Annotated in this window: 19 protein-coding genes; 9 read left to right on the top strand and 10 right to left on the bottom strand. The window is 52.6% G+C overall.

Going from position 1 to position 24,756, the window contains the following annotated elements:
- Window positions 1-23 precede the first annotated feature (23 nt).
- The 4 genes from pyk (at window position 24) to BQ8005_RS11205 (ending at window position 3,804) form a co-directional block, all read left to right on the top strand.
- Window positions 24-1,484: a pyruvate kinase gene (gene pyk / locus BQ8005_RS11220; protein ID WP_021847360.1), complete on the top strand. Its 1,461-nt coding sequence runs from the start codon at window positions 24-26 to the stop codon at window positions 1,482-1,484.
- 83 nt (window positions 1,485-1,567) lie between these two features.
- On the top strand, window positions 1,568-2,218 hold the full coding sequence (locus tag BQ8005_RS11215; RefSeq protein WP_021847359.1) for an O-methyltransferase: 651 nt from the start codon (window positions 1,568-1,570) through the stop codon (window positions 2,216-2,218).
- A gap of 14 nt (window positions 2,219-2,232) precedes the next feature.
- On the top strand, window positions 2,233-2,565 hold the full coding sequence (rbfA, locus tag BQ8005_RS11210; RefSeq protein WP_021847358.1) for a 30S ribosome-binding factor RbfA: 333 nt from the start codon (window positions 2,233-2,235) through the stop codon (window positions 2,563-2,565).
- 9 nt (window positions 2,566-2,574) lie between these two features.
- Window positions 2,575-3,804, top strand: coding sequence for an FtsX-like permease family protein (locus BQ8005_RS11205; protein ID WP_075318099.1), 1,230 nt, complete (start codon window positions 2,575-2,577; stop codon window positions 3,802-3,804).
- Between the two features lie 175 nt (window positions 3,805-3,979).
- Here the strand turns inward: BQ8005_RS11205 and BQ8005_RS11200 are convergent, their stop codons facing one another.
- Complete coding sequence (locus BQ8005_RS11200) at window positions 3,980-6,493, bottom strand: YfhO family protein (RefSeq protein WP_075318098.1); 2,514 nt, start codon at window positions 6,491-6,493, stop codon at window positions 3,980-3,982.
- Window positions 6,494-6,616: 123 nt separating this feature from the next.
- Here BQ8005_RS11200 and BQ8005_RS11195 point away from each other — a divergent pair, with 123 nt between their 5' ends.
- Genes BQ8005_RS11195 through BQ8005_RS11185 form a run of 3 tightly spaced genes read left to right on the top strand, consistent with a single transcriptional unit; the run spans window position 6,617 to window position 8,151 of the window.
- Window positions 6,617-7,327, top strand: a complete 711-nt coding sequence (locus BQ8005_RS11195; protein ID WP_075318097.1) for a 5'-methylthioadenosine/adenosylhomocysteine nucleosidase — start codon at window positions 6,617-6,619, stop codon at window positions 7,325-7,327.
- 48 nt (window positions 7,328-7,375) lie between these two features.
- On the top strand, window positions 7,376-7,864 hold the full coding sequence (locus BQ8005_RS11190) for an S-ribosylhomocysteine lyase (RefSeq protein WP_075318096.1): 489 nt from the start codon (window positions 7,376-7,378) through the stop codon (window positions 7,862-7,864).
- 53 nt (window positions 7,865-7,917) lie between these two features.
- Window positions 7,918-8,151: a hypothetical protein gene (locus tag BQ8005_RS11185; protein ID WP_159436244.1), complete on the top strand. Its 234-nt coding sequence runs from the start codon at window positions 7,918-7,920 to the stop codon at window positions 8,149-8,151.
- Between the two features lie 69 nt (window positions 8,152-8,220).
- On the opposite strand, the gene BQ8005_RS11180 is transcribed toward BQ8005_RS11185, so the two are convergent.
- The 5 genes from BQ8005_RS11180 to BQ8005_RS11160 form a co-directional block, all read right to left on the bottom strand.
- Window positions 8,221-9,867, bottom strand: a complete 1,647-nt coding sequence (locus BQ8005_RS11180) for an AMP-binding protein (RefSeq protein WP_075318094.1) — start codon at window positions 9,865-9,867, stop codon at window positions 8,221-8,223.
- 13 nt (window positions 9,868-9,880) lie between these two features.
- Window positions 9,881-12,040, bottom strand: a complete 2,160-nt coding sequence (locus BQ8005_RS11175) for a polysaccharide lyase 8 family protein (RefSeq protein WP_075318093.1) — start codon at window positions 12,038-12,040, stop codon at window positions 9,881-9,883.
- A 3-nt stretch (window positions 12,041-12,043) separates the two neighbouring features.
- Complete coding sequence (locus tag BQ8005_RS11170; protein WP_021847350.1) at window positions 12,044-12,619, bottom strand: helix-turn-helix domain-containing protein; 576 nt, start codon at window positions 12,617-12,619, stop codon at window positions 12,044-12,046.
- 138 nt (window positions 12,620-12,757) lie between these two features.
- Complete coding sequence (locus BQ8005_RS11165) at window positions 12,758-13,441, bottom strand: hypothetical protein (RefSeq protein ID WP_021847349.1); 684 nt, start codon at window positions 13,439-13,441, stop codon at window positions 12,758-12,760.
- Window positions 13,442-13,590: 149 nt separating this feature from the next.
- Complete coding sequence (locus BQ8005_RS11160; protein WP_075319157.1) at window positions 13,591-14,082, bottom strand: DUF4251 domain-containing protein; 492 nt, start codon at window positions 14,080-14,082, stop codon at window positions 13,591-13,593.
- 309 nt (window positions 14,083-14,391) lie between these two features.
- Between BQ8005_RS11160 and BQ8005_RS11155 the strand changes: the two genes are divergently transcribed.
- Both BQ8005_RS11155 and BQ8005_RS11150 read left to right on the top strand, forming a co-directional pair.
- Window positions 14,392-15,336, top strand: a complete 945-nt coding sequence (locus BQ8005_RS11155; protein WP_075319155.1) for a tRNA-dihydrouridine synthase family protein — start codon at window positions 14,392-14,394, stop codon at window positions 15,334-15,336.
- 193 nt (window positions 15,337-15,529) lie between these two features.
- Window positions 15,530-17,020: an arylsulfatase gene (locus BQ8005_RS11150; protein WP_394334120.1), complete on the top strand. Its 1,491-nt coding sequence runs from the start codon at window positions 15,530-15,532 to the stop codon at window positions 17,018-17,020.
- Between the two features lie 68 nt (window positions 17,021-17,088).
- Here the strand turns inward: BQ8005_RS11150 and BQ8005_RS11145 are convergent, their stop codons facing one another.
- From BQ8005_RS11145 to BQ8005_RS11130, 4 genes are all read right to left on the bottom strand, one after another.
- Entirely contained in the window at window positions 17,089-18,720 is a 1,632-nt protein-coding gene (locus BQ8005_RS11145) for an alpha-galactosidase D (RefSeq protein WP_075318091.1), read from the bottom strand.
- Between the two features lie 137 nt (window positions 18,721-18,857).
- Window positions 18,858-20,465 carry a RagB/SusD family nutrient uptake outer membrane protein gene (locus BQ8005_RS11140; protein ID WP_021847344.1) on the bottom strand — a complete coding sequence of 536 codons (1,608 nt, stop codon included), beginning with the start codon at window positions 20,463-20,465 and terminating at the stop codon, window positions 18,858-18,860.
- Between the two features lie 23 nt (window positions 20,466-20,488).
- Entirely contained in the window at window positions 20,489-23,512 is a 3,024-nt protein-coding gene (locus BQ8005_RS11135) for a SusC/RagA family TonB-linked outer membrane protein (RefSeq protein ID WP_021847343.1), read from the bottom strand.
- Window positions 23,513-23,750: 238 nt separating this feature from the next.
- Window positions 23,751-24,755, bottom strand: a complete 1,005-nt coding sequence (locus BQ8005_RS11130) for a 2-oxoacid:ferredoxin oxidoreductase subunit beta (protein WP_075318090.1) — start codon at window positions 24,753-24,755, stop codon at window positions 23,751-23,753.
- Between the last annotated feature and the right edge of the window lies 1 nt (window position 24,756).

The raw sequence follows: 24,756 nt of genomic DNA, 5'->3' as shown, positions 1-24,756 counted from the left end.
TAAATATAATAAGGTATAAGAGTATGTTATTAAAACAAACGAAGATTGTTGCAACGATTTCTGACCAACGTTGTGAGGTTGACTTTATCAGAGAACTGTTTAAGGCAGGTATGAACGTAGTTCGTATGAATACCGCCCATGCTGGACGCGAAGGTTTCGAGAAGCTGATAGCCAACGTACGTACGGTCTCTAACCGGATCGCTATATTGATGGATACAAAAGGTCCTGAGGTGCGTACAACTCCTTTGGCAAGCGACCCCATCCCGTTCAAGGTAGGCGACAAGGTGAAGGTGACAGGAAATCCCGAACAGCCGACCACACGCGAATGTATCTCCGTTTCTTATTCTCATTTTGTGAACGATGTGAATGTCGGTGGGCATATCTTGATTGACGACGGCGATTTGGAATTGGTTGTGGTGGAAAAGGATGGCGACTATCTTTATTGCGAAGTACAGAACGAGGCCACATTGGGTAACCGTAAGAGTGTAAATGTGCCTGGCGTACGCATCAATCTGCCATCGCTGACTGAGAAAGATCGTAATAATATTTTATATGCGATTGAAAAAGATATCGATTTTATTGCTCATTCTTTTGTGCGCAACAAGCAGGATATCCTTGATATTAAAGCTATATTGGATGAACATCATAGCGACATTCGTATCATTGCCAAGATAGAAAATCAGGAGGGTGTGGATAACATCGACGAAATTCTGGAAGTGGCTGACGGTATCATGGTGGCTCGTGGTGATTTGGGTATTGAGGTAGCTCAGGAACGCATTCCTGGTATTCAGCGCGTACTCATTCGCAAGTGTATTCTGGCTAAGAAGCCGGTAATTGTGGCTACACAGATGCTGCATACCATGATCAATAATCCTCGTCCTACTCGTGCCGAGGTGACAGATATTGCCAACGCCATCTATTATCGTACCGACGCTTTGATGTTGAGTGGTGAAACGGCTTATGGCAAGTATCCGGTAGAGGCTGTGAAGACCATGGCCAAGGTAGCCGCACAGGCCGAAAAGGATAAGTTGACCGAGAATGACATCCGTATCCCGTTGGACGAGAACAGCAACGATGTGACGGCTTTTTTGGCCAAGCAGGCTGTGAAGGCCACTACTAAGTTGAAAATTCGTGCTATCATTACTGATAGTTATAGTGGTCGTACAGCACGTAATTTGGCTGCTTTCCGCGGCAAGTATCCCGTGCTGGCTATTTGTTACAAGGAGAAGACTATGCGCCACTTGGCTCTTTCCTATGGAGTGGAGGCTATTTACATGCCCGAGCTGGCCAACGGACAGGAGTATTATTTTGCTGCCCTGCGTCGTCTGTTGAAAGACGGTAAGCTACAACCTACTGATATGGTGGGTTATTTGAGTAGTGGTAAGGAGGGTACGCAGACTTCGTTCCTCGAAATCAACGTGGTCGAAGATGCCCTGAAACATGCTGAAGACAGTGTATTGCCCAATAGCAACCGATATTTATAAATTAATCGAAAATTGAGAATGTAGAATGGACAGTGATTTCATCCATTTTTTTTCATTTTTAATTATCAATTTTCAATTATCAATTGGATTTAGACGAATACATATTGCAGCATATCGATCCGGAGGGTGATTACTTACGAGCACTCTACCGCGACACACACCTTAAGCTTCTGTATCCTCGCATGGCTTCGGGGCACCTGCAAGGGCGGATGTTGAAGATGTTCGTACGGATGATTTGTCCCTACCAGGTACTCGAGATAGGTACCTACAGCGGCTATTCAGCTCTCTGTATGGCTGAAGGATTGCCTGAGGGAGCCATGCTGCACACTTTCGAAATTAACGACGAGCAGGAAGATTTCACTCGTCCTTGGCTTGAAGGTTCGCCGTATGCTGATAAAATTCGCTTTTATATCGGCGACGCTTTGGAACGAGTACCACAGCTGGGGTTGATGTTCGACCTCGTTTTTATAGATGCAGACAAACGTAAGTATTTGGATTACTACGAGATGGCACTTACGTATTTGACTGACGGTGGATATATCATTGCTGACAATACACTATGGGATGGTCATGTGTTGGAAGAACATCCGCACAGTTCAGATCTGCAGACTATTCGTATCAAGGAGTTCAACGACTTCGTGGCTCGTGACCGTCGGGTGGAAAAAGTTATTCTTCCTCTGCGAGATGGATTGACTCTTATTCGGAAAATCCCACAATTTGAAAATAATTATTAACCATTACGCTTAATATGGAAACAACCCGTCAAAATAAGATAGCCCGCCTGCTCCAGAAGGAGCTGGGCGACATTTTTTTGTTGCAGACCAAGAGCATGCACGGCGTGCTGGTTTCGGTCAGTGCTGTACGTATCAGCCCCGACATGAGCATTGCTCGTGTCTATCTCAGTATCTTCCCCTCTGAGAAGGGTGAGGAACTCATTAAAAACATCAATGCCAACATGAAGTCCATCCGATACGAATTGGGTACCCGTGTACGTTTTCAGCTTCGCATTATTCCTGAACTGAAGTTCTTCTTGGACGATTCGCTAGACTATCTGGAGCGCATTGACGAATTGCTTAAATAAGGTCATCCTTTGAACCTGTCGTTCTACATAGCCCGCCGTTACCTGTTCTCTAGGAAGAAGCACAATGCGGTCAACATCATTTCCGGCATTTCGGTCTGCGGAGTGGCGCTGGCAACATTGGCAATGGTGTGCACCCTGTCGGTATTTAACGGTTTTCAGGACATGGTGGCCGGTTTTTTTACTGCCTTCGATCCCCAGCTGAAGATAACCGTTCGCGAGGGAAAGGTGTTTCTACCCGACGAGCCAGCTTTCCGACAGGTTCGTGCCTTGCCTGAGGTAGAGGTGTGGACGGAGACGCTTGAGGAGAATGCTATGGTGCAGTACAAGGATCGTCAGGTGATGGCTGTCATCAAGGGGGTGGAAGACAACTTCGAACAACTGACCTCCATTGACAGCTTGCTCTACGGTACGGGGCGGTTTATCCTGAAAGATAATATCGTGGACTATGGTTTCTTAGGCATCGAGTTGATGTCACGATTGGGTACAGGTATTCAGTTTGTCGACCCTTTACAGGTTTATGCACCGCGTCGCAATGTACGGGTTAATCTGGCCAATCCTTCTGCAGCTTTTAATCGTGAATACCTGTTTTCGCCCGGTGCTGTGTTTGTGGTCAATCAGGAGAAATACGACTCTAACTATATTGTCACCTCGCTGGATTTTGCTCGCCGTCTCTTTGGTTACGGGCGCGAGGTCTCTGCTATTGAGCTAAAGCTAAAGCCTGATGCAGATACGGAAGTTGTCCGGCAACAGATTGTCTCTTTACTGGGTGAGCGGTTTGTTGTACAAAACCGTTACGAACAGCAGGCCGACGTATTCCGTATTATGGAAATAGAGAAATTCATTTCTTATCTTTTTCTAACGTTCATTCTGGTCGTTTCGTGCTTCAATGTGATTGGCTCCCTTTCCATGCTCATTTTGGATAAGCGGGAGGATGTGTTGACATTGCGCAATCTTGGAGCCGACGACTCTCTCATCGTTCGCATCTTTTTGTTTGAAGGCCGGCTGATTTCTCTTTTTGGAGCGGTTGCCGGTATTGTAGCCGGGTTACTGTTGTGTTGGGCTCAACGTACCTTTGGATTTATTTCTTTGGGCGGAGGCAATGGCGACTTTATTGTTACCGCTTATCCTGTCAGTGTTCATGTGTCCGACGTGGTGCTCGTGTTTGCGACGGTGCTTGTTGTAAGTTCTCTTTCTGTTTGGTATCCAGTGCGTTATTTGAGTAAAAGATTGCTAGGCTAATCTGAAATCCGTCGGTAAAATCGGCCTTTTGGTCGATTTGATTTTTTTACATCCCGATTCATCCTTACATTTGCATCGCTACCCTAATGAAGGGTTAGAACTCTCTCTAAATAGCGTTTTTTCATGTATTATTGACTTGGGCCGTCCTTACCTGTGAAGGTAGGGACGGTTTTCTTTATTCTTTTTGTTTCTTTTGTCGTTGCGTTCTCCATACGATTGCTATCACGCCGATGACCATCAGGGCCAGGGCCGTATAGGCGATGCCTTCGGTGACGTGTAGACTCTGCGGGTCGAAACGCATTTCTACGGTGTGTTTCCCGGCAGGAATGTGGAGGGCGCGCAGGATGTAGTTGGCGCGGCCCAGCGGTGCAGGTTGCCCGTCGATACTCACCTGCCAGCCGTCGGGATAGTAGATTTCGGAGAAGACGGCTACGGCGTCGCCGCTGTTGTCGGTTTCATACACCAAGCGATTGGGTGCGTAGCTGGTTAGACGGATGGTGGAGAGGCTGTCGCGGTGGCTTTCGACCAGGCCTTTCAGGGCATCTTTGAAGCGGGAGTCTACCACGGCTGTTACGGCAGGATCGGCTGTGTCCAGGGCGTCAATCTCTTCGTTGGCATTGTTCACGTACTGTACCTGGTCGACAAACCACGCGTTGCCGTAGGCGTAGGGGTTCAGGATGGGCACGGTCTGTCCCTGCTGTCCAGCGGGCAGGATGAAGTAGCGGGTGTTCAGCATGTTCAGCACGCGGAACTTCGAGGCGTCTACACTGTCCATCTTGCCGCCTGCACGGGCTATCGCGGAGTAAACAGCCTGCATTTCGGGGGCGATGTGGTGCTCGATCATCTCTTGGTAGCGGCGCAGCTTGGCAGGATGGTAGCCACCCACACTCTTGTGCCAGTAGGAGGTGTTGTTCTCGTTGAAGGTGCTCGTTGTCAGGTTCAGCACGCGGTAGTCCAGGGTTGTGTCCTGCAGGATCAGCTCGTCGGCAGGCGTCTTGCTGAAGGTAGTAGTCTGGATACTCTTCGGCACGAATTGGGCATCATTCAGGTAGCGTTTGTTCACGTTCCACATGTCCACCAGGCAGAGCACAGCGATGCCGGCCATGGTGAATGACTGCCGCAGCTTGCCCGTAGTGTAGAGCATGAGCAGCAGCAGGCCGATGGCGATGATGAGGAAGCTGCGCAGGGCATCGGCCTGTACCAGTGCGGCGCGCATCTCACCCAGATTGGCCAGGATGCCGTTCAGCTCGCTGGCGGGTATCATGCCTCCGTCGACGGCCTGTTGCAGCATCTGCGCTTCTTGGGCAGGCACATAGGAACCGCCCGACGAGGGTACGGCATACCACAGGGCCACGCCGGCTGTCAGCAGCAGGCTGATGCCTAGGGCCTTTAGGTTGGCGCGCAGTACGGTGGGCTCTTCCAGTATCTTCTTCAGGGCGAAGACGGCCAGCAGGGGGATGGTGAACTCGGCGATGACGAGGATGGACGACACGGCGCGGAACTTGTTGTACATTGGCACGTAGTCGATGAAGAAGTCGGTCAGCGGCATGAAGTTCTTGCCCCATGACAGCACGATGGAGAACAGCGTGGCGCCGATGAGAGCCCACTTCAGCGGCCCCTTCACTATGAAGCAACCCAGCAGGAAGAGAAACAGCACAAACGCACCCACGTAGACAGGGCCTGCTGTCATGGGCTGGTCGCCGAAGTACTGCGTCAGCTGGCTGTAGAGGCTGCTGTACATCGGGTTGGCTTTCTCCATCGCCGTTTCGCTTTGGCTCAGGGGCACGGAAGCGCCGCCCTTGAAGTTGGGGATAAGCAGCGTCCACGTCTCGCCGATGCCGTAGCTCCACTGCGTGATGTAGTCACGGTCCAGCCCGCTGCTGGCTTGCCTAGCCGCCTCGCCCGTCTGCACCAGTTCGCTTTTGCCGCGCATGGTTTCTTTGCTATAGGTATAGGTGTGGTAGAGGTTCGACAGGTTGGCCGCCACGCCGATGAGGGCTGCCACTACCAATACGGCGCTGGCCCGGAAGAACTGCGGCAGCGTCTTCTCGCGCCAGGCCTGTTCGAAGTAGGCACCCACGATAAAGAGGATGACGAACAGGAAGTAGTAGGACATCTGCACGTGGTTCGACGCGATTTGCAGGGCCACGAACACTGCTGCCACCAGTCCGCCCGCCAGCAGGCGTCCGCGGTAGGCCAGCACGATGCCCGCTAGCGTGGGCGGGATGTAGGCCAGGGTGATGAACTTCCAGATGTGCCCCGCCGAGATGAGGATGAAGAAGTAGGATGAGAACGCCCACAGGATGCCTCCCAGCATGGACAGCCACACAGACAGGCCGAAGGCACGCAGCAGGATGTAGAAGCCCAGCATGAGGATGAATGTCAGCTGTACGTACTGCGGCAGGAACAGCTGGTAGGCCTTCTGTACCCATTGCAGCGGTCGGCTGGAATCGTACGAGGGCGAAATCTGGTAAGTGGGCATGCCGCCGAAGACGGAGTTGGTCCAGCGAGTGCGTTCGCCCGTCTGCTCGTAGTATTCCTTGGCCTCCTGTCCGATGCCAACGCCTGCCGCCGTGTCGTGCTGGAAGAGCACGCGGCCTTCGGTGTCGGCCGGGAAGAAGTAAACGAACGATAGCAGGGCGAACAGGACAATCGCCACCAGGTCGGGGAGTATTCTTTTCAGTGTCATAATTCTTTGGTCTTGTTTATGCGGACAAAGATAGCACATTCCTCCCATTTTCCACGCTCCCTGCAGACGTATTTCGGGGAAATGTCGTACATTTGCACACATTTTTTAAGCATCAATCAGAATATGAAGATAGGCATCATCAGTGCAATGGACAGCGAGCACCGCCAGCTGGCGGACCGCCTGTCGCAGAAGAAGGAGAGCGGCGAGGACCGTTTCCGCTACGTGGAAGGCATCTTGGGCCGCAACGACGTCGTGCTCACCCAGTGTGGTATCGGCAAGGTGAACGCCGCCGTGGGAGCTGCCGAACTTATCCGCCGTCATCGGCCGGACTGCATTGTCAGCACCGGCGTGGCGGGAGGTATCGACGCAGGCCTGCGCGTGGGCGATGTAGTGGCCAGCGACCGGTTGGTCTATCACGACGTCTACTGCGGCAACGATGGCACCCGCTACGGCCAGGTGCAGGGTATGCCCCTTTACTACGAGGCTTCTCCCCAGTTGATGCGCCACGCGCTGGAGCTGAACGAAGGCGCCGGACTGGAGAGCCGCATTCACGGCGGACTCATCTGCACGGGCGACCGCTTCGTGGAGGACGCCGCCGAGCTGGCCGCCATCAAGCGCCACTTCCCCCAGGGGATGGCTGTCGACATGGAGTCCGCTGCCATCGCCCAGACGTGTTTCGTCTACGGTGTGCCCTTTCTCAGCTTCCGCATCGTCAGCGACACACCGGGGGCGCACGACGACAACTTCGCCCAGTATCGCGACTTCTGGGCCACCATGGCCGAACGGTCGTTCCAGACGACGTGGGCGTTCCTCGAAAGGCTTGGCAACGCCTGAAATCATAATCCGTCCTGAAAAATGAATATTAACCACTCAAGAAACGATATGAACAAGATTCCCAGTTTTACCATCGACCACCTCCGCCTGTTGCGCGGCATCTACGTTTCACGCAAGGACGAGGTGAACGGCGAAATTATCACCACCTTCGACATCCGTATGAAGGAACCCAACCGCGAACCTGCCCTCGGACAGGGTGCGCTGCACACCATCGAGCACCTGGCGGCCACCTACCTGCGCAACGAGCCGCAGTGGAAAGACCGCATCATCTATTGGGGCCCCATGGGCTGCCTGACGGGCAACTACCTGTTGATGCGCGGCAACCTGGAGCCGCAGGACATCCTGCTGCTCATGCAGGACACGTTCCGCTTCATCGCCCAGTATGACGGCGAAGTGCCCGGCGCCGCTCCGAAGGACTGCGGCAACTGGCTGCTCCACGACCTGCCCATGGCCCGCTGGGAGGCGGACAAATACCTGTGCGAGGTGCTGGAACACATGACTGCCGCCAATATGCGCTATCCCGAGAAGGCGGAGTAATTCCCGTGTGGAGTCAGCCGACCTATATCGGCTGGCCGTCGGAGAGCTCGGAAATGCCGCCGACCTATATCGGCTGGCCGTCGGAGGGCTCGGAAATGCTGCCGACCTATATCGGCTGGCTGTCGGAGGGCTCGGAAATGCCGCCGACCTATATCGGCTGGCTGTCGGAGGGCTCGGAAATGCCGCCGACCTATATCGGCTGGCCGTCGGAGGGCTCGGAAATGCCGCCGACCTATATCAGCTGGCTGTCGGAGGGCTCAGAAATGCCGCCGACCTATGTCGGCTGAGCGTCCTAGGCCTCGGACAGGCTCCCGACATAGGTCGGCTAACTATTTATCCGGGATTTTCCTTTCCCGTCAGATTATTTCTATTCCCTGCTCCTTGCACAGTTGCAGGCCCACATCTTTCAATTTGAACTTCTGTATCTTTCCGCTGCCCGTCATGGGGAATTCCTTGACGAAGAAGATGTATTTGGGTATCTTGTAACGCGAGATTTTGCCCAGGCAGAAGTCGCGCACCTCGCTCTCGTCCATCGTGACGCCCTCGTGGAGGATGATGAAGGCGCCCACGGCTTCGCCGTACTTCTTCGAAGGGATGCCGGCCACCTGCACGTCCTTCACGCCGGGTAGCTGGTAGAGGAATTCCTCGATTTCGCGGGGGTAGATGTTCTCGCCGCCGCGGATAATCATGTCCTTGATGCGGCCGGTGATGCGGTAATTGCCTTGTTCGTCCTTCACGCCCAGGTCGCCGGAGTGGAGGAAGCCGTCTTTGTCTATCACTTCGGCCGTGGCTTCGGGGTTCTTGTAGTAGCCCTTCATGGTGTTGTAGCCGCGGTTGCACATTTCGCCCTGCACGCCGACGGGGCACTCTTCGCCCGTCTCGGGGTCGATGACGCGCACTTCGGTGTGCTCGAAGTCGCGGCCCACGGTGGTGTAGCGCACTTCGGCGGGGTCGTCGATGCGCGTGTGAGTCATGCCCGGTGAGGCCTCGGTCAGGCCGTAGACGCTGGTCACCTTCATGAACATCTTCTCCTCCACCTGCTTCATCAGCTCGACGGGGCAGAGCGAGCCGGCCATGATGCCAGTGCGCAGACTGGACATGTCGAACATGTCGAACATGGGGTGGTTCAGCTCGGCGATGAACATGGTGGGCACGCCGTAGAGCGCCGTGCAGCGTTCCTTATGGATGGAGGCCAGGACGACGAGCGGGTCGAAACGCTCCACCATGACCTCGGTGCAGCCGTGGGTGAGGCAGTTCATCGTGGCCAGCACGACGCCGAAGCAGTGGAACAGGGGGACGCAGACGCAGAGCTTGTCGTCTTGCGTGAACTTCATGTGCTCGCCGGTGAGGAAGCCGTTGTTGGCGATGTTGTAGTGGGTCAGCATGACGCCCTTGGGGAAGCCCGTCGTGCCGCTGGTGTACTGCATGTTCACCACGTCGTGGCAGGTCACCTTCGCCTTCATTTCGTCCAGGCGGCTGTCGTCCACGTTGTCGCCCAGCAGGAGGATTTCGGAGGTGTTGTACATGCCGCGGTACTTCTCCTGCCCGACGTAGATGACGTTCCGCATGTAGGGGAAGCGTTCGCTCCTGAGGTGTCCGCGCTGGCAAGTGCGCAGCTCGGGCAGCATCGCGTAGGTCATCTGTACGAAGTCACTGTCCTTTTCGCCGTTGACGATGCACAAGGTGTGCATGTCTGAGTTCTGGCAGAGGTATTCCAGCTCGGACTGCTTGTAGTTGGTGTTCACGGTGACGTAGACGGCGCCTATCTTGGCGCAGGCGTAGAGCAGGGTGAGCCAGTCGGGTACATTGGCGGCCCAGATGCCCACGTGCGTGCCGCGCTCCACGCCGATGGCGATGAGGCCCTTGGCCATGTCGTCCACACGGCGGTTGAATTGGCTCCAGGTGAAGCGCAGGTTGCGGTCGGAGTAGACGATGTATTCCCGGTCGGGTGTCGTTTCGGCCCAGTGTTCCAGCCACTGGCCGAGGGTGCGTTCGTATAACATAAGCGTTTTTCCTTTATTCGTTGTTTGTATAATGGTAGGTATCTGTCAGTTTCAGGGTTTGGACGCCGATGCTCAGTCCGGCTTGCGTATGCTGTCGCGAGGGCGAGGTCCACAGGGCGGTGTAGTTTCCGTCGGTTCCCTTGGCTATGCGGTAGATGCCGGGAGTGGTAGCTTTCACTACTGTGCCGTCGGGCAGGGTCAGTGTGGCGGGTTCGCTGGCGGCCAGCCAGCAGCTACCGTCGGCCAGCAGGACGGCCTGCGCCGTGCGGTCGTTGAGCAACACACGGATGGTGCCGAGGTCGAAGTCGGCGGTTTGTTCGCGGTCGGCATCGGGCAGGATGACGTATCGGTAGGAGGCATCCTTTGGAGTCGTGCCGTGGTTTAGACAGAGCTGCACCACGTTGCCGCTGACGGTCGTACCTTCGGGGTACATCTGCATCACGTCGTGCCAGTCGCCTGTTCGTCGTTCGGTGGTGGCTGTCGCCCTCAGGCCGTCTCCCCAGGCGATGTAGCCTACGCCGTTGTGGTGGAAGCGTACTTCTTTGCCACTGGCTGTTACGGTGCCTTCCGCTGTTTTCCAGTGTTTGCCGGGCAGCAGGACGAAGAGGTCGCCGTGGCGGTGGCACTGCTCGATGGCGGTGGTTACGGCCAGACTGCTGTCAGCCTGTATGCCTGCTCCCAGGCAGAGAATAAAGCGGTCGGTGAAGATCCACGCCTTGCGGGCGCGTAGGCCGGCGCGGTCGAGGTCCATCACCGTCATGCCCTGCTTTCCGTCCGACAGTCCGCCCACGAAGTCGCTACTGTTGCGCGGTCGGTCGCCCTTGACCACTGGCATGGGAGCATCGGTGGCGAAGGCTGTCACGCCCGGCAGCTTGCGCCAGTCCCACAAGGGGAAGATGTCGAGGTATTCGCGTCCGTCCCGATAGAGATAAGTAGCTCCGTCGGCCGAGTAGAAGCCTTTCATGTTGTCGCCGTTCAGCGTTTCGGTCCCGATGACCTGCCGCGAAGCCATCTTCACCGTAGCCATCCACGTGGGGCGGCGGTGCACGGTATAGTTGGAGCAGAAGAAATGTTTGTTCCCCGTCAGTCCGTTCGTGGCGTTGGGGCCGAAGTTCTCGCGACACAGGGCGCGGGCCGTTTCGTTGCAGGATTCGGACGCGCCGCCTCCCAGTTCGGTAGCGGCAAAGGCGGTTCCCAGGCCTTTATGCACTTGCGATTGCTGGAAGAACTGCCGGCCCAGGGCGCTGATGTCCATCTTGCCTTTCCATAGGATCCAGCGGTAGCCTTCGTCGGTGAGGCGGCGGACAATCTCCAGCTGCTCGTCGCTGAAGGCCAGCGAGGTCCCTGCGAAGACGCCCGAGTAGAAACTCATGCTGGCCAGGAAGGACAATCCGTAGTTGCCGAATTGTTGTTGTGTGCCGTGCTGGTGGAAGCTCCAGTCGGGCTGGATGCCTTCGGTCTGTCCTGTGACGATTTCCGAAGCGATGCTGTTGCGTGCTTGACGCACCAAATCTATGTCGTTTTGTAACAATGCGCGTACCAGGACGTTGCCTGCCAGCCACACTTTGTTTTGTCCCGTCATGCCGAAACGGGCATGTTCCATCACTTCGATGGCTCCCCGTCGTTCTTCGTCCGTCATCTGTGGTTCGAAGAGCAGGAAGGCGTTGCCCAGGGTCTTGGGCACACCTATTTGGTTGTACCACCAGTTCAGGCAGACAGGCTTGGTGGCAAACCACCAGCCGAGTGCCTTGTGTATGACTTTTTCCATCTCGGCAGAATGATAGTAGGAGCTGCCTGGGGTGGAGTAAAGCTTCACCAGCTCCAGGATACGTTCCGTGTGTATGCGTGGTTCCCATCCCGAACGCTTCTTGTCCTGGTAGTTGATGTCGGGCCAGGTACCTTCGGCAGTTTGTGTGGTTAGGAAGGTGCGGATGATGTCGGGATCTGAAGGATAGCGTTGGAACAGTTCCACCACAACCTGGTCAGACCCTCTCTCGGTACGCGAAAGGGATGACAGCGTAGCGTTCAGATGAAATTCATCCGTTTCCGTCGGCAGTATCAGTTGGCTGAAATTCTGCTTGATGCGAGTCAGCTCGGCGTCTTGGGCGGAAACACGTGTACACGCCACAGCCATAAGCAGTAGCGTGCCCGATACGAGTTTATGTAGATGCATGTGTTATACGGGGGTGTAGATTACTGCCAGTATTTTGGCAGCCTGTCCTTGATAAGCGTGTACGTGGTGAGGGACAATGGAATCGTAGTAGATGCTGTCGCCTTCCTCGAGCAGGTAAGTGTTTTTTCCGTAACAGATTTCCATGGTGCCTTGCATCACCATAATAAACTCTTCGCCTTCGTGTGAGGAGAGGACGAACTCGTTGTCGTCTGTCGGAGCTACATCGATGATAAATGGTTCCATGTGGCGGTCGGCCTTCGATTTGGACAGGGAGTGGTATTCCATGTGCTTGCGACTTTGGATCGCATTGTTTGAGAAGCTGATGCTGTCGCTTGCTTCCGACTTGCGGCAGATGGCGGGTCCCATTTCGTCCTGATCGTCAAGGAAGGTGCCGAGGCGTACACCTAATACGCGGGCTATTTTGATAAGCGGTGCCAGCGAGGGCAGGTCGATGTTGTTTTCGATTCGTTCAATCTGTTCGATGGCCAGGCCCGAGCGTTCTGCCAGCTCTTCGCGGCTGATGTTCTTGCTTTCGCGAAGCGATTTGATTTTCTCGCCTACAATCTTGCTTGTGTCCATGGTAAGTATGTTTTTCGTTCTAAGTGATAATAATTTCAATGTATAGTGTGTGCAAATGTAAAACAAACTTTGACTTTTTGCAATGATTTGTAGGGAAAATGTCCTTTGTTGACGTGTTTTTGTGTTGGCTGATTCCAGTTAGAACCGGTATCCAAGGCCAATGGATATCGAGTGCATCAGCTTGTGAGCGGGCAAAGACAGCTTCCGTCCTTCGATGGTGATGTTACGACTACCACCATAGAGGTCGAAATCCGAGCAGGTATAGCCGAGCGAGAAAATGAATCCTCCGTCTATCTCCAATGAGAGCGCCGTGCGCAGGTGGTAATAGACGGTGCGGGCTCCTTGATTTTGGATGTATTCGCGGCGGATGGTAGTCCACATGCCTGGCTTGTTGGGATAATAGTCGATGTTGAAACCACGGTTGGCGGGCAAGGGTAGAGTAAGACCAGGTGACAGGCTGAGGTAGAGTGCATAGTCCTTATCACGCCCCACCCACCATTTCGGCGTATTCAGTTGCAGGGCGGGCCGCAGGGCTAACAAATAGCTGGGAGCATAATCGTCTGTATAGCTCCATCGGAGCTGTTTGTCCTGCGATGTTCCTGCAGGCGTATTGTCGTGATAGGGACGGATGAACATCAGCCCCAGACTGGCTCCGACATAATCCAATGGCAGGAAGGCGACGGATGGTTCCACTTCCCAAGCGTCGTAATTGTTGAGAGCGCCTGCCAGCTCTACTTTCCAAAGCGAGCGTTTTCCCTTCTCTTGGGCAGGCAGAGCCATGCAGGCGCAGATGAAGAGTATGAAGAGTTTAGTTTTTTTCATGCATTTATTTTTTTCGGCGGCAAAGTTAGCGGGTATGGGGAGGGAATACAAGAAAGTGCGATGTACATCTGTTTTTAGCAAACTATTGTATATCAATAGAAAAGCAAAAACAGGTGATGTACATCGCACTTCAGAAGGTGAGAAAAGAATCACTCATCCGTATCCATCTTTCCATTGAAGGAGATGGATTGGCGTCGCGTGGGTTGGATGCGAATTTGTGTGGTACCGTCGGGATAGATGGTCAGATGGTACGTGTAGGAATCTTCGTCGTTTGTAGTCGTAAATCGGATTTCCTTGCGCCCCTTTTTGCCGTCCTTCGCTTCGTAGGTCTGGATAAGGGCGTCGAAGTTCAGTCCCTTTCCGCCGCCATAAGGCGCACTGTAAGCTTCGCCTACGTAGGGCAGGTAAGAGAGGACGGAATCGCCATGTATGGTCAGCGAATAGTTGTCGGTCAGGGCACGGCTCCGTCCGCGCATGGGTGTCATGTAATTTACTTCGATGCGGTAGCGACGGGCCTCGAGTGCCTCCTTGACGGTCTGTTCAGTGCGTGCCTTTTGTGCCTCTTTGTCCGTCTGTGCCTGTATGGGAGTGGCAGATGCCAGTGTGCAGGCTAGGAAGGCGGTGTAAATTGACTTTTTCATATTCTTGCTCCTTTCTTGTTTAAGGTGGGTTTTACTACAAAAGTAACGTATATTTGTAGGAACTGTTTGTCCTTTTCGTTCTTCTTTTTTCTTTTTCGGTATAATTAACGGGTGGAAAAACATAGTTTCTTCTGATAGAAAGCATTGCTTTTCTTGTCTTAAAACATAGTTTTCTTTAGTCGAAAACATAGCTTTCTTTTGGCAGGTCGCTACCTCGTTTTTCATGAGCAGAAAGAAGGCTTTTCGCTGGGGCATTTGCAAAAGCCCAAGAATATCCTTACATTTGTCGGAAACAACCGACTGACAACCATGCAACCAACATTTTCCATCCGTTTTTCTCCCTTGCAGGGGTATACCGACGCCATCTACAGGCAGGCTCATGCATGTTTCTTTGGCGGCGTTGAGTGCTATTATTCGCCGTTTGTCAGAGTGGAACATGGTGAAATCAGGCGGAAAGACGTGCGCGATATCGAGCCTGAGAATAACGAAGGCTTTCGGTTGGTGCCCCAGCTCATCGCTCCCGATCTGGAGAAGGCGGAGCGGGTTCTCGAACTGTTTGTATCGAGAGGCTATCGCGAGGCAGATTTGAACTTGGGTTGCCCTTTCCCCTTGCTGGCTAAACGACATAACGGGGCAGGCATGTTGCCCTATCCCGAGGAGGTGGAAAACCTGCTGACTACGCTCTGTCAGAAGTTCCCCCAGATGCGTTTGTCTGTCAAGTTGCGATTGGGATGGGAGCAGGCGGATGAATGCCTGGCTCTGTTGCCTTTGCTCAACCGTTTGCCTTTGTCGGACCTTATCCTGCATCCGCGGCTTGGCAAGCAGCAGTATAAGGGAGAGGTGGATATGGAGGCTTTCAGTGCGTTTTACGAAGGGTGTGAGAAGCCGCTTTTCTATAATGGCGACCTGCTGACGGTTGCTGATATTAGTCGTGTTCGCGAGCGTTTTCCCCGTTTGGCAGGTGTCGTTGTCGGGCGTGGCTTGCTGGCCAATCCGGCTCTGGGTTTGGAATATGCACGTGGCAGTGAGTTTTCCGAGGCAGAGAAACTTGAGAGAATCAGGTTGATGCATTCCGATGTTTTTTGTCGCTATGCCGAGCTGTTGCAGGGAGGCGACCGTCAGTTGCTGATGAAGATGAAGAGCTTTTGGGAATATCTGTTGCCCGAAGGTGATCGCAAGGCACACAAAGCCATCCATAAGGCTTCCAGGCTTGATGCTTATCAGGCGGCGGTGAGTACTCTGTTGCGATTTTGATCGCTTTCTTTGGCGGTTGTTGTATTAAATGAATGTTAACCCAAATGCAATGCTGTAGCAGAAAGTTTTGTTTGTGACTTTTTATAAGTTACTTTTGTGATGTTAAATCTTTTATTTTCAATTATTAATTAATAGTGACCTTATGAAATCTAATCCAGTATTTCCTCTTTTGTATTCCGCTTCTTTCCTGACGATGGCGTTGCCGCTTGTGGCGGCAGAAAAGTCAGGCAATAGTTCGGACCGTCCGAACATTATCTTCATTCTCTGTGACGACATGGGTTACGGTGACTTGGCTTGTTACGGACAGAAATATATTCAAACTCGCAATTTGGATCGTATGGCAGCCGAGGGTATGCTTTTTACGCAAGCTTATGCAGGAAGCCCTGTTAGTGCGCCGTCACGTGCCTCACTGATGACTGGCCAGCACTCAGGCCATGGGCATGTGCGTGGAAACAAAGAATATTGGACCAATGCTCCTTTGATGAAATACGGTGACAATGATGAATATACCGTTGTGGGACAGGAACCCTACGATCCTGGTCACATTATTCTGCCTGAGATCATGAAGAAGAACGGTTATACCACCGGCATGTTCGGCAAGTGGGCGGGCGGCTACGAAGGTTCGTGCTCTACGCCCGACAAGCGCGGCATCGACGAGTATTATGGCTTCATCTGCCAGTTCCAGGCCCATCTATACTATCCGAACTTCCTGAACCGTTATAGCAAGTCGAAAGGCGATACGGCTACTATTCGCATCACGATGGAAGAAAACATCCAATATCCGATGTATGGCGACGAGTACAAGAAGCGTCCCCAATATTCGGCTGACATGATTCATCAGGAGGCTTTGGCTTGGCTCGACAAGCAGGACGGCAAACAACCTTTTTATGGCTTCTTCACCTATACATTGCCTCATGCAGAACTGGCTCAGCCTAATGATTCGATTCTAAAGGCTTATAAGAAGAAGTTCTTCGTGGACAAGACTTGGGGAGGAGATGAAGGTTCGCGTTATAATGCCGTGGTGCATACACATGCCGAGTTTGCAGGCATGATTACCCGTCTGGATGCCTATGTGGGCGAGATTTTGGCCAAGTTGAAAGAGAAGGGGCTGGACGAAAATACATTGGTAATCTTCAGCAGCGACAATGGTCCTCACGAGGAAGGTGGTGCCGATCCAGAGTTCTTCGGGCGCGACGGTAAGTTGCGCGGTTTAAAGCGTCAGTGCTACGAAGGCGGTATTCGCATTCCCTTCATCGTACGCTGGCCGGGACATGTACCTGCCGGTACGGTAAACGACCACCAGCTGGCCTTTTACGACGTGATGCCTACGTTCTGCGAGCTGATAGGCGACAAGAAGTTCCCTAAAAAGTATCTGAACAAGAAGCTGGAAGGCGATTGCTTCGACGGTATCTCGTTCGCTCCGACGATGCTGGGGCAGGACGACAAGCAGCAGAAGCATGACTTCCTGTATTGGGAATTCCATGAAACAGACCAGATTGGTGTGCGTATGGGTGACTGGAAACTGGTTGTGAAGAAAGGAAAACCTCATCTCTACGACTTGGCTGCAGATATTCACGAAGATCATGACCTAGCTGCCCAACATCCCGATATTGTTAATCAGATGGTGGACATCATTCATCGGGAACATCGCCCAAGTGAGTTGTTCAAGGTGACATTGCCCTGATGGAAAGACAGATGATATAATGAAAGAAGGCTGCGTTTACGAACGCAGCCTTCTTTCATTATCATCCTTTAGGATTGTGGTTCGAGCGTGATGCAGTCGATGTCCGGTGTCCAGGTGTAGGCGCTGCCCAGACGTATGGTGTTGCGGCCGGGTTCCAATCGGACGGGTAAGCTGACGGTACAGATACCTTCGGAGCGGTTTTTCGCCAACTTCTTAATGGGAGCGTAGGCGTGTCCATTTACTTCTACCTCGATGAGACGGTCGTTCACTTCGCGTTTTCCCGCTTCGGGAGGCAGGTAGGCGATGGTCAGTGTGTAGCTGCCCCCTTTGTCGCTATGGACGTTGCTCCATTCCATGTAGTTGTCTTTGCTTCCGCCGATGTGGGTTACAATCATTCGTCCCGAAACTCCTTCAAAGGGTTGGGGACTGATGATGCGTTTCTGTTTGCCCAGGTCATTGTAGAGAGGAAGGTAAGCCCATTCGGCTTCATAGCGGGTGGGTTCGAGGCGTTGTTCTGCCTCGAGGCGCAGAATTTTTACACTGTGCGGCGGTAAGGTATACGACAGATATTCTCGGATTGCTTTTTCGTCTTTTTGCTTCACGAGGTCGCGTACTTTCACTTTCCCGTCCAATTCAAGTAGGTCCAGCGGAACATGGAAGGCACATGTGCTGTCCGACGGATTGTAAAGGGCAGCGGCACGCACATTGCCGCGTAGCTGTTCGATGTCTTTCACCAATACATATCCTTCGCCTTCGTGTTGTACTACATAGGCCTGGAGACCTAGTGGATCCTGGTTGAGCGCTATCAGTTCCTCGTTTTTCAGTAGTTTCAGGGAGGAATCGGGAATGGTCGTCAGGTCACACCCGATGAGTAGCGGAGAGCTCATGAGGCACCACATCCCGAAGTGTACCTCCTCTTCCGTTTGTGTAAGGCCTCGGCCTATTTCCAGCATATCCATGTCGTTGTAGTGTCCGTTTCTGGCATAAGCAGAGAGGTAGAGGTTTTTCCGGATGATGGACTTCACGGAACTCCAGTGGGGGGATATGTCGCCGCTGATGCGCCACGAACGGGCCAGGCCGCGTGCCCAGGTGCCGGGAAAGGCCCATCGGCAGATGTTGACCGAGATGTCACGTGGACACACTTCTCGAATGGCTTTGCTGATGGCTGTATAACGTTCACGTTCATCCAAATCGAGTTGCTGTCCGGCACCGCAATAGTCTATCTTGATGAAGTCAAAGCCCCATTGGTTGAAGTAGAGGTCGGCATCCTGCTTTTCGTGGCCGTACAGACCAACGCCTACCCCGTTGGGATCGGCATCCCAAAGTGAACCGCAGGTGTTGGCTCCGGCATCGGAGTAGATACCGGCTTTCAGTCCGAGGCGGTGAATGTGGTCGGCTACACACTTGACGCCGTTTGGGAAACGTTTGGGGTGGGTTTGCAGTATCCCCTTTTCGTTGCGGTATCCGAAGAAGCCGTCGTCGATGTTGATGTACCGATAGCCTACATCTTTCAGTCCGAGCGATACCATGGCTTCGGCTTGCCGTTTGATGAGGCTTTCGTTGATGTTGATGCGGTAAGTGTTCCACGAACTCCAACCCATGATTGGTGGTTCGACGGGTTGGATGGTTTGTGCATCGGCACTGATGGCCGACAGAAGGAAAATAGAAAGAGCGTAGAGTGCTGAAAATGTTTGTTTCATGGCATACAGATGTTGGATGATGAGGCAAATATAGCTATTTCCCTTGGATAGTTTCTGCTGTATGCAAACAATTCCAGGAAATAACGGAATATGGGGTGACCCGTTATTTCCTGGAATTGTTATTTCCTAAGAATACGTTATTGTTTCAAGTTCGGGTTTAATATTGCATCTTCATAGGGGTAGGGCGAATACATACGGCTGTCGTCCCACGTACCACTGACCGCTACGGCTTCTTTTCGGAAGATACCCGGTGCAACCTCGATTTCGGGATTTTCCTTGCGGAATTCGAAATGTTCCTTGTAGCGGTACATGCGGAACATGTCGCGGGCGCGGCTGGCCAGTCCGGCCCAATAATATCCGGCTATTTCCCATCCATGTTCATTGTATCCGGCTTCGGCCAATTGTTCGGGTGTCATGGAGGTTGAATAGATATTGGAAGCTTCTCCGTCGGCGCGGTTACGTACACGGTTCAGCATCTCCACTGCCTTGGCGGTTACTTTTCCCGAACGTCCTATTGCTTCGGCATACCAGCAATATACTTGCGATAGGCGGATGATTTGCACGGTTTTTTCACCGTTTGCTGAAAGAGGTGTCGGGTCGGTGTAGTCAAATTCCATACCTCTTGCCGAGCTTTCGGCTGTTTTCATAAAGACAGGAGCCACCACTTCACGTGAAGGAGGATCTGTGTCGTACCACCAGTCGTGCAGTTCCCCGTCGGCCAACATTATTTTGGGGAAATAAGTGGCATCTTTACGCGGCCCTTCGGGGAATTCTTTCCAGAACTTGATTTCGCCATTGGTGTCGCCCCATCCGCCTTGCTTCATGTCAAGCAGGAAGTCAGTCAGTGGAATCATTTGGGCGGTACGGTCACGGTTATAATATACACCGAGCAGCACTTCGGGATTGTTTTCGTTGTAGGCCATTGAATAGACTTGGCTGTACTGGTCCAGCAGTTTGTAGTAATAGGTCCCGTTTTCGGCTCCGTCTATCACTTCCTCAGCTTTTTGGGCGGCTAGGTCGTAGTATTCCGTTCCTTTGTTGAGCGGCCAGCCGGCCATACACATATATATATAGGCCATGGTGGCTTTAACGGCTCCTTGGCTGACGGCAATGTTGATCCCATTGCGGGCGTAGGGTTCGCTACTATACATGGCAGGGCATCCTTCTTCGGCAATTTTCAGATCTGAAAGGATAAGTTCGTACACCTCTTCTATTGATTTCAGGGGAGCGTTGTAGTCTATTTCCTCTTCCAGCATGACAGGTACTTTACCCCAAGTAGTTACCAGATAGAAGTAGGAGTAGGCCCGCCAGTAATGAGCTTGTGCAAGTGCCTGCTTGATGTCCTCGGCACTGACGTCGGGCGTACGTTCGGCATTGTTGATGATGAAGTTGGCGGCCTTGATGACCTTGTATCGCTGTTCCCACATGCTTACCAGCCACGAGTTGTTGTCGCTGACGCTGTATTGGTCATGCTCGCGCAGAGGCTGCTTGTTACTGGCGGGATGGGTGGAGATGTCGTCACCGGCCAAGAAATTGGTGCCGCAGTAGTTGTTTTGTCCCTGTGAAGTGGCTACGACGGAATAGAGAGCGTTGAGCGATGCGTCCAAGTCTTCCTTACTACTGAAGAAACCTTCGGTCGTCAATTGTCCGTAAGGTTTTTCGGTCAGGAAATCCTCGCAGGCCGAGAGGCTGAGAGCTACTGTGGCTGCCAGGAGTATGTTTTTGATATACAGATGAGTTTTCATGTTCTTATTCTTTTAGTGAGTGGTTAGAATCTGAGTTTCACGGCAAAGGTGAATGTTCGTGGTATGGGATAGGCACCGTAGTCCAGTCCGTCGTAGCTTGAATATACTTCGGGATCCATACCCTTGTACTTGGTGATGGTCAACAAGTCTTGTGCACTGACCGTCAATTGTATGCCGGCGAATTTGGCCACTTTACGCGGAATGTTGTAGGACAGACTGATATTCTTCAGTTTGATGAACGAAGCGTCTTCCAGCCAGAAGTCGGAATTGGCATAACTCTTGTTATCGGTATTGCTGATGCTGGGATAGAGGGCTTCGGATTTGTCGGTAACGTAGTCCCATCCTTTGAAATAGGCATCGCGCAGAGTGATAAAACGTGACACACCGCTCATGGAGGCCGTCGTGAAACGGCTTATGTTCAGACGGTTATATCCGGTAGCTGCATTGAAGAACAAGTTCAGTGTCCAGTTCTTCCACGTGATGGTGTTGTTCCATCCCAGTGTCCATTTGGGGCTGGCCTGTCCCTTGATGACAAGGTCGTCTGAGGTGGGAGAGGTGGTCAGTGTACCATCGGCTTTCTGGTAGAGGTTGGCGCCGTTTTCATCAAAGCCTTTCCATTGATATACATAGAACGAGCCTAACGGATAGCCGGGTTTCATAATCTGCATGGCACCGCCCAGATCGCTGTAGTTGGCACTGAGTACAAAGTCGTTGCCGGCCAGGTCTATGACTTCATTCTTTACATAGGCGGCGTTGAAACTGGTTTCCCATACGACGGTACTTTTCACCGGGAAAGTACTCAATGAGAATTCGACACCGGTATTGTTCAGCTTACCCTGGTTCACCCAGTAGGTACCACCGCCGTTGTATCGGGGGACTTGCTTTTGGAAGAGCAGATCGACCGTACGCTTCTTGAACCAGTCCACCGTGAGGTCCACGCCGAAAAGACTCAAGTCGAGACCTACGTCATACTGATAAGTTTTTTCCCATGTAAGGTCGGGAGTCGCAAATTGATTTCCCCAGTAACCTGTGTATCCGGTTGTGGTTCCCCAGCCATAGGTGGTACTTGAAAGCATACCCAAGGTACTGTAGGCAGAAATGGCTTCGTTACCAGTGACACCGTAGCTGGCACGCAGTTTCAGTTGTTTCAGGATATGTTGGTTTTCCATGAATTTTTCTTGGGCGATATCCCATGCCACTGCAGCCGAGGGGAACCAACCCCATCGGTGGTTCTTTTGGAATTTCGACGAACCGTCGGCACGAAGGGAGGCGGTCAGAAAGTAGCGCTTTTTATAGTCGTAGCCCAGTCGGAAGATACCCGATGCCAGGGAAGATTCGACGTATGAATTGCTTTCGGTACGTACAGCGGCATTGCCGATGTTCCAGTAGCCTACGCTTTCGTTATTCAGGTTCGAACCTCCGGCACTGAGGCCCGTGTCGGTGCTGTGGCTGATTTCCCATACGGCAGTGGCCGACAGGGTATGATCACCGAATTCTCCTTGGTAGCTCAGGTTGTTGGTGTTCTGCCAGTAGCGGTGCAGGCTGCTGCTGTTGTTCATGCTGTTGATGGCACCCGGAGCTACCAGCTTGGAACTGAACGAATAGGAAGGACTATGGTCGTAGTCGTATCCGCCTTGTACGGAGAATGTCAGTCCCTTGGCAATCTTGAAGAGCAGTGTCAGGTTGGCGTTGACGTTATAGCTGTAAGAGTCGCTGTAGTTTTCCATTGCCACGCCATACGGGTTGTTACCGGTTCCGATATTGTAGGGGTCGTTGTTATAAATACCAGTCTCAGGATCGCGCAGCTCCATGGTAGGTGAGAAATTCAGTACGTGGAACCAGCTTGGTGCTCCGTTCTCTTGATGAATAATGGCCGTATTCAAGCGGGTTGAGATGGATAGCCAGGGGCGCAGGTCTGCGTTGATATTGGCACGGAAACCATAGCGCTTGTATTTGGAGTTGATGGTGACTGCCTCCTGGTCGAGTACATTACCCGAAAGGAGGTATTTTACCTTTTCCGTACCTCCCGAGATTCCTATACTATAATCTTGGGTCAGGGCCGTACGGGTCATGAGGTCCACCCAATTGATTCCTTTCGTTCCGTTCTTATAGGCCTCCAGATCGGCGGCCGAGATGGTTTGTGATCCTCGGATGTCATTCAGGGCCAGTGCGTATTCGTAAGGGCTAAGCAGGTCGTAGTCTTTTCTGACGGCTGCCAGTCCAATTTGAGCGTCAAAGGTCACCTTGGCCCGTCCTTCCTGTCCGTTACGGGTTGTTACGAGGATGACACCGTTGGCTCCTCGCGAACCGTAGATGGCGGTGGAGGATGCATCTTTCAATACTTCCATAGACTGAATGTCTTGTGGGTTCAGTCCGTCAAGGCCGCTCGATGAGATGATACCGTCGATGACGTAAAGCGGATCACTGCTTTTGTTGATAGAGGTGGTGCCTCGGATGCGTACCTTTGCACCGGCACCGGGCATACCGCTGCTGTTTGTCACTTCTACACCGGCCGTTCTTCCTTGTAGAATCTGGGATACACTTTTTACCGGTTGGGTTTCAAAGCTTCGGGAACCTACAGTCGATACCGATCCGGTCAGGTCGCTTTTCTTTACGGTGCCATAGCCCACTACTACCACTTCTTCCAACATTTGGTTGTCTTCCTTCAGGATAATGTTGTAGGTGGAATTTCGTTGTCCGACTCTGGTCTCTTGGGTGTTATATCCCAGGTAGGCGATGACCAGAATGGTACGTGGAGTCACTTCCAGTGCGAATTTACCGTTGATGTCGGTTGTCACGCCGATGTCCGGATGTCCTTTGACACTCACTGTGGCACCGATGATGGGGATACCTTGTTCATCGGTTACGGTTCCTTCGATTTTCTTTTTCACACCGTCTGGTGGAGTGTTCTCGTCTGGTGGAGTTTGTACTGTGTATTCATCCGCTTGTGAAGATGCGGCTCTCTGTGCGGGCAGATGAAGGGGAAGTGATGAAATCACAACAATTACTGCTGCCCATCTGATTTTTTTGATTATTTGGTTTTTCATATATGTTGTTGATATGGTTGAATATAGGGGTAACAACAAATCATGTACCAAATAATGCTTGTGTTTTCTAATTCGTTGATATATAGATTGATATGGTAATGCTAAAACTTGGCTTTTATAATAGATATTGTAGAAAACGGTGATTTTGATGTGGAAATATTCCACACTCATGAAAACAGATCAGGCACGAACTGCATATATGCGTTCGTGCCTGAGAAATAGAGAATGGATCGCTATTTTATTTCACTTCCCAAGTATCATTGGTCATCAACAGCTCCTCGAAGTTGTGATAGTTCTTCTTGGCGCTCACTTCCTCGATTTGGGCATGTACGGCTTCGTCGTAGGTCGGCTCGTCCACATCGCGGATGACACCGAGGGCGATGGGGAAGTCCGGCCCTTCCATCAGAGCGAGTTTCAGCTGCAGGGTGTTGTCCATGCAGTGGGCGTCGTGCACCAGAATGTCTTTCTCGGTGATTCCGTTTTCGCCAAGCTTCACCACTTTCAGGCCGAAGCCTTCCTGCATCAAGCCATATTCGCGGTTTTCACCGAAAATCATCGGCTTGCCGTGTTCCAGATAGATGGCGTTCTTGGCGCGTCCTTCCTTGTTGTAAACAGAGTCGTGCGTACCGTTGTTGAAGATGACGCAGTTCTGGAGGATTTCGCAGACGGCGGCACCTTTATGGTTGTAGGCTGCTTTCAGGATTTCTACCGTGCCGGCAGCATCGGTGGCAACGGCGCGTGCGAAGAAACGTCCGCGTGCGCCGAAGCACAGTTCAGCGGGATGAAAAGGATCCTCCACGGTGCCGTAGGGCGATGACTTGCTGACAAAGCCGCGGGGCGATGTCGGCGAGTATTGTCCCTTGGTCAGACCGTAGATGCGGTTGTTCAGCAGAATCATGTTCAGGTCGATGTTGCGGCGTACGGCGTGGATGAAGTGATTGCCGCCGATGGCCAGTCCGTCACCGTCGCCTGAAATCTGCCAGACGGCCAGATTGGGATTGGTGACTTTGGCGCCGGTCGAGATAGCAGCTGCACGGCCGTGTATGGTCTGCATGGCATACGTATTCATATAATAGGGCAGACGGCTGGAACATCCGATACCCGAGATGACGGCTGTTTCCCACGGAGCCTTGCCTATTTCGGCCATGGCCTTGTGCAGGGAGGCCAGGAAGAAGTGGTCGCCGCAGCCCGGACACCAACGGGGTTGTCCTTTCTTGAAGTCTTTAGCTGTATATTCGTTCATA

Source organism: Bacteroides togonis (assembly GCF_900130135.1).
GTDB lineage: Bacteria > Bacteroidota > Bacteroidia > Bacteroidales > Bacteroidaceae > Bacteroides > Bacteroides pullorum.
The sequence above is the reverse complement of the archived record's forward strand: the minus strand, read 5'-3'. Positions and strand labels throughout refer to the sequence as shown.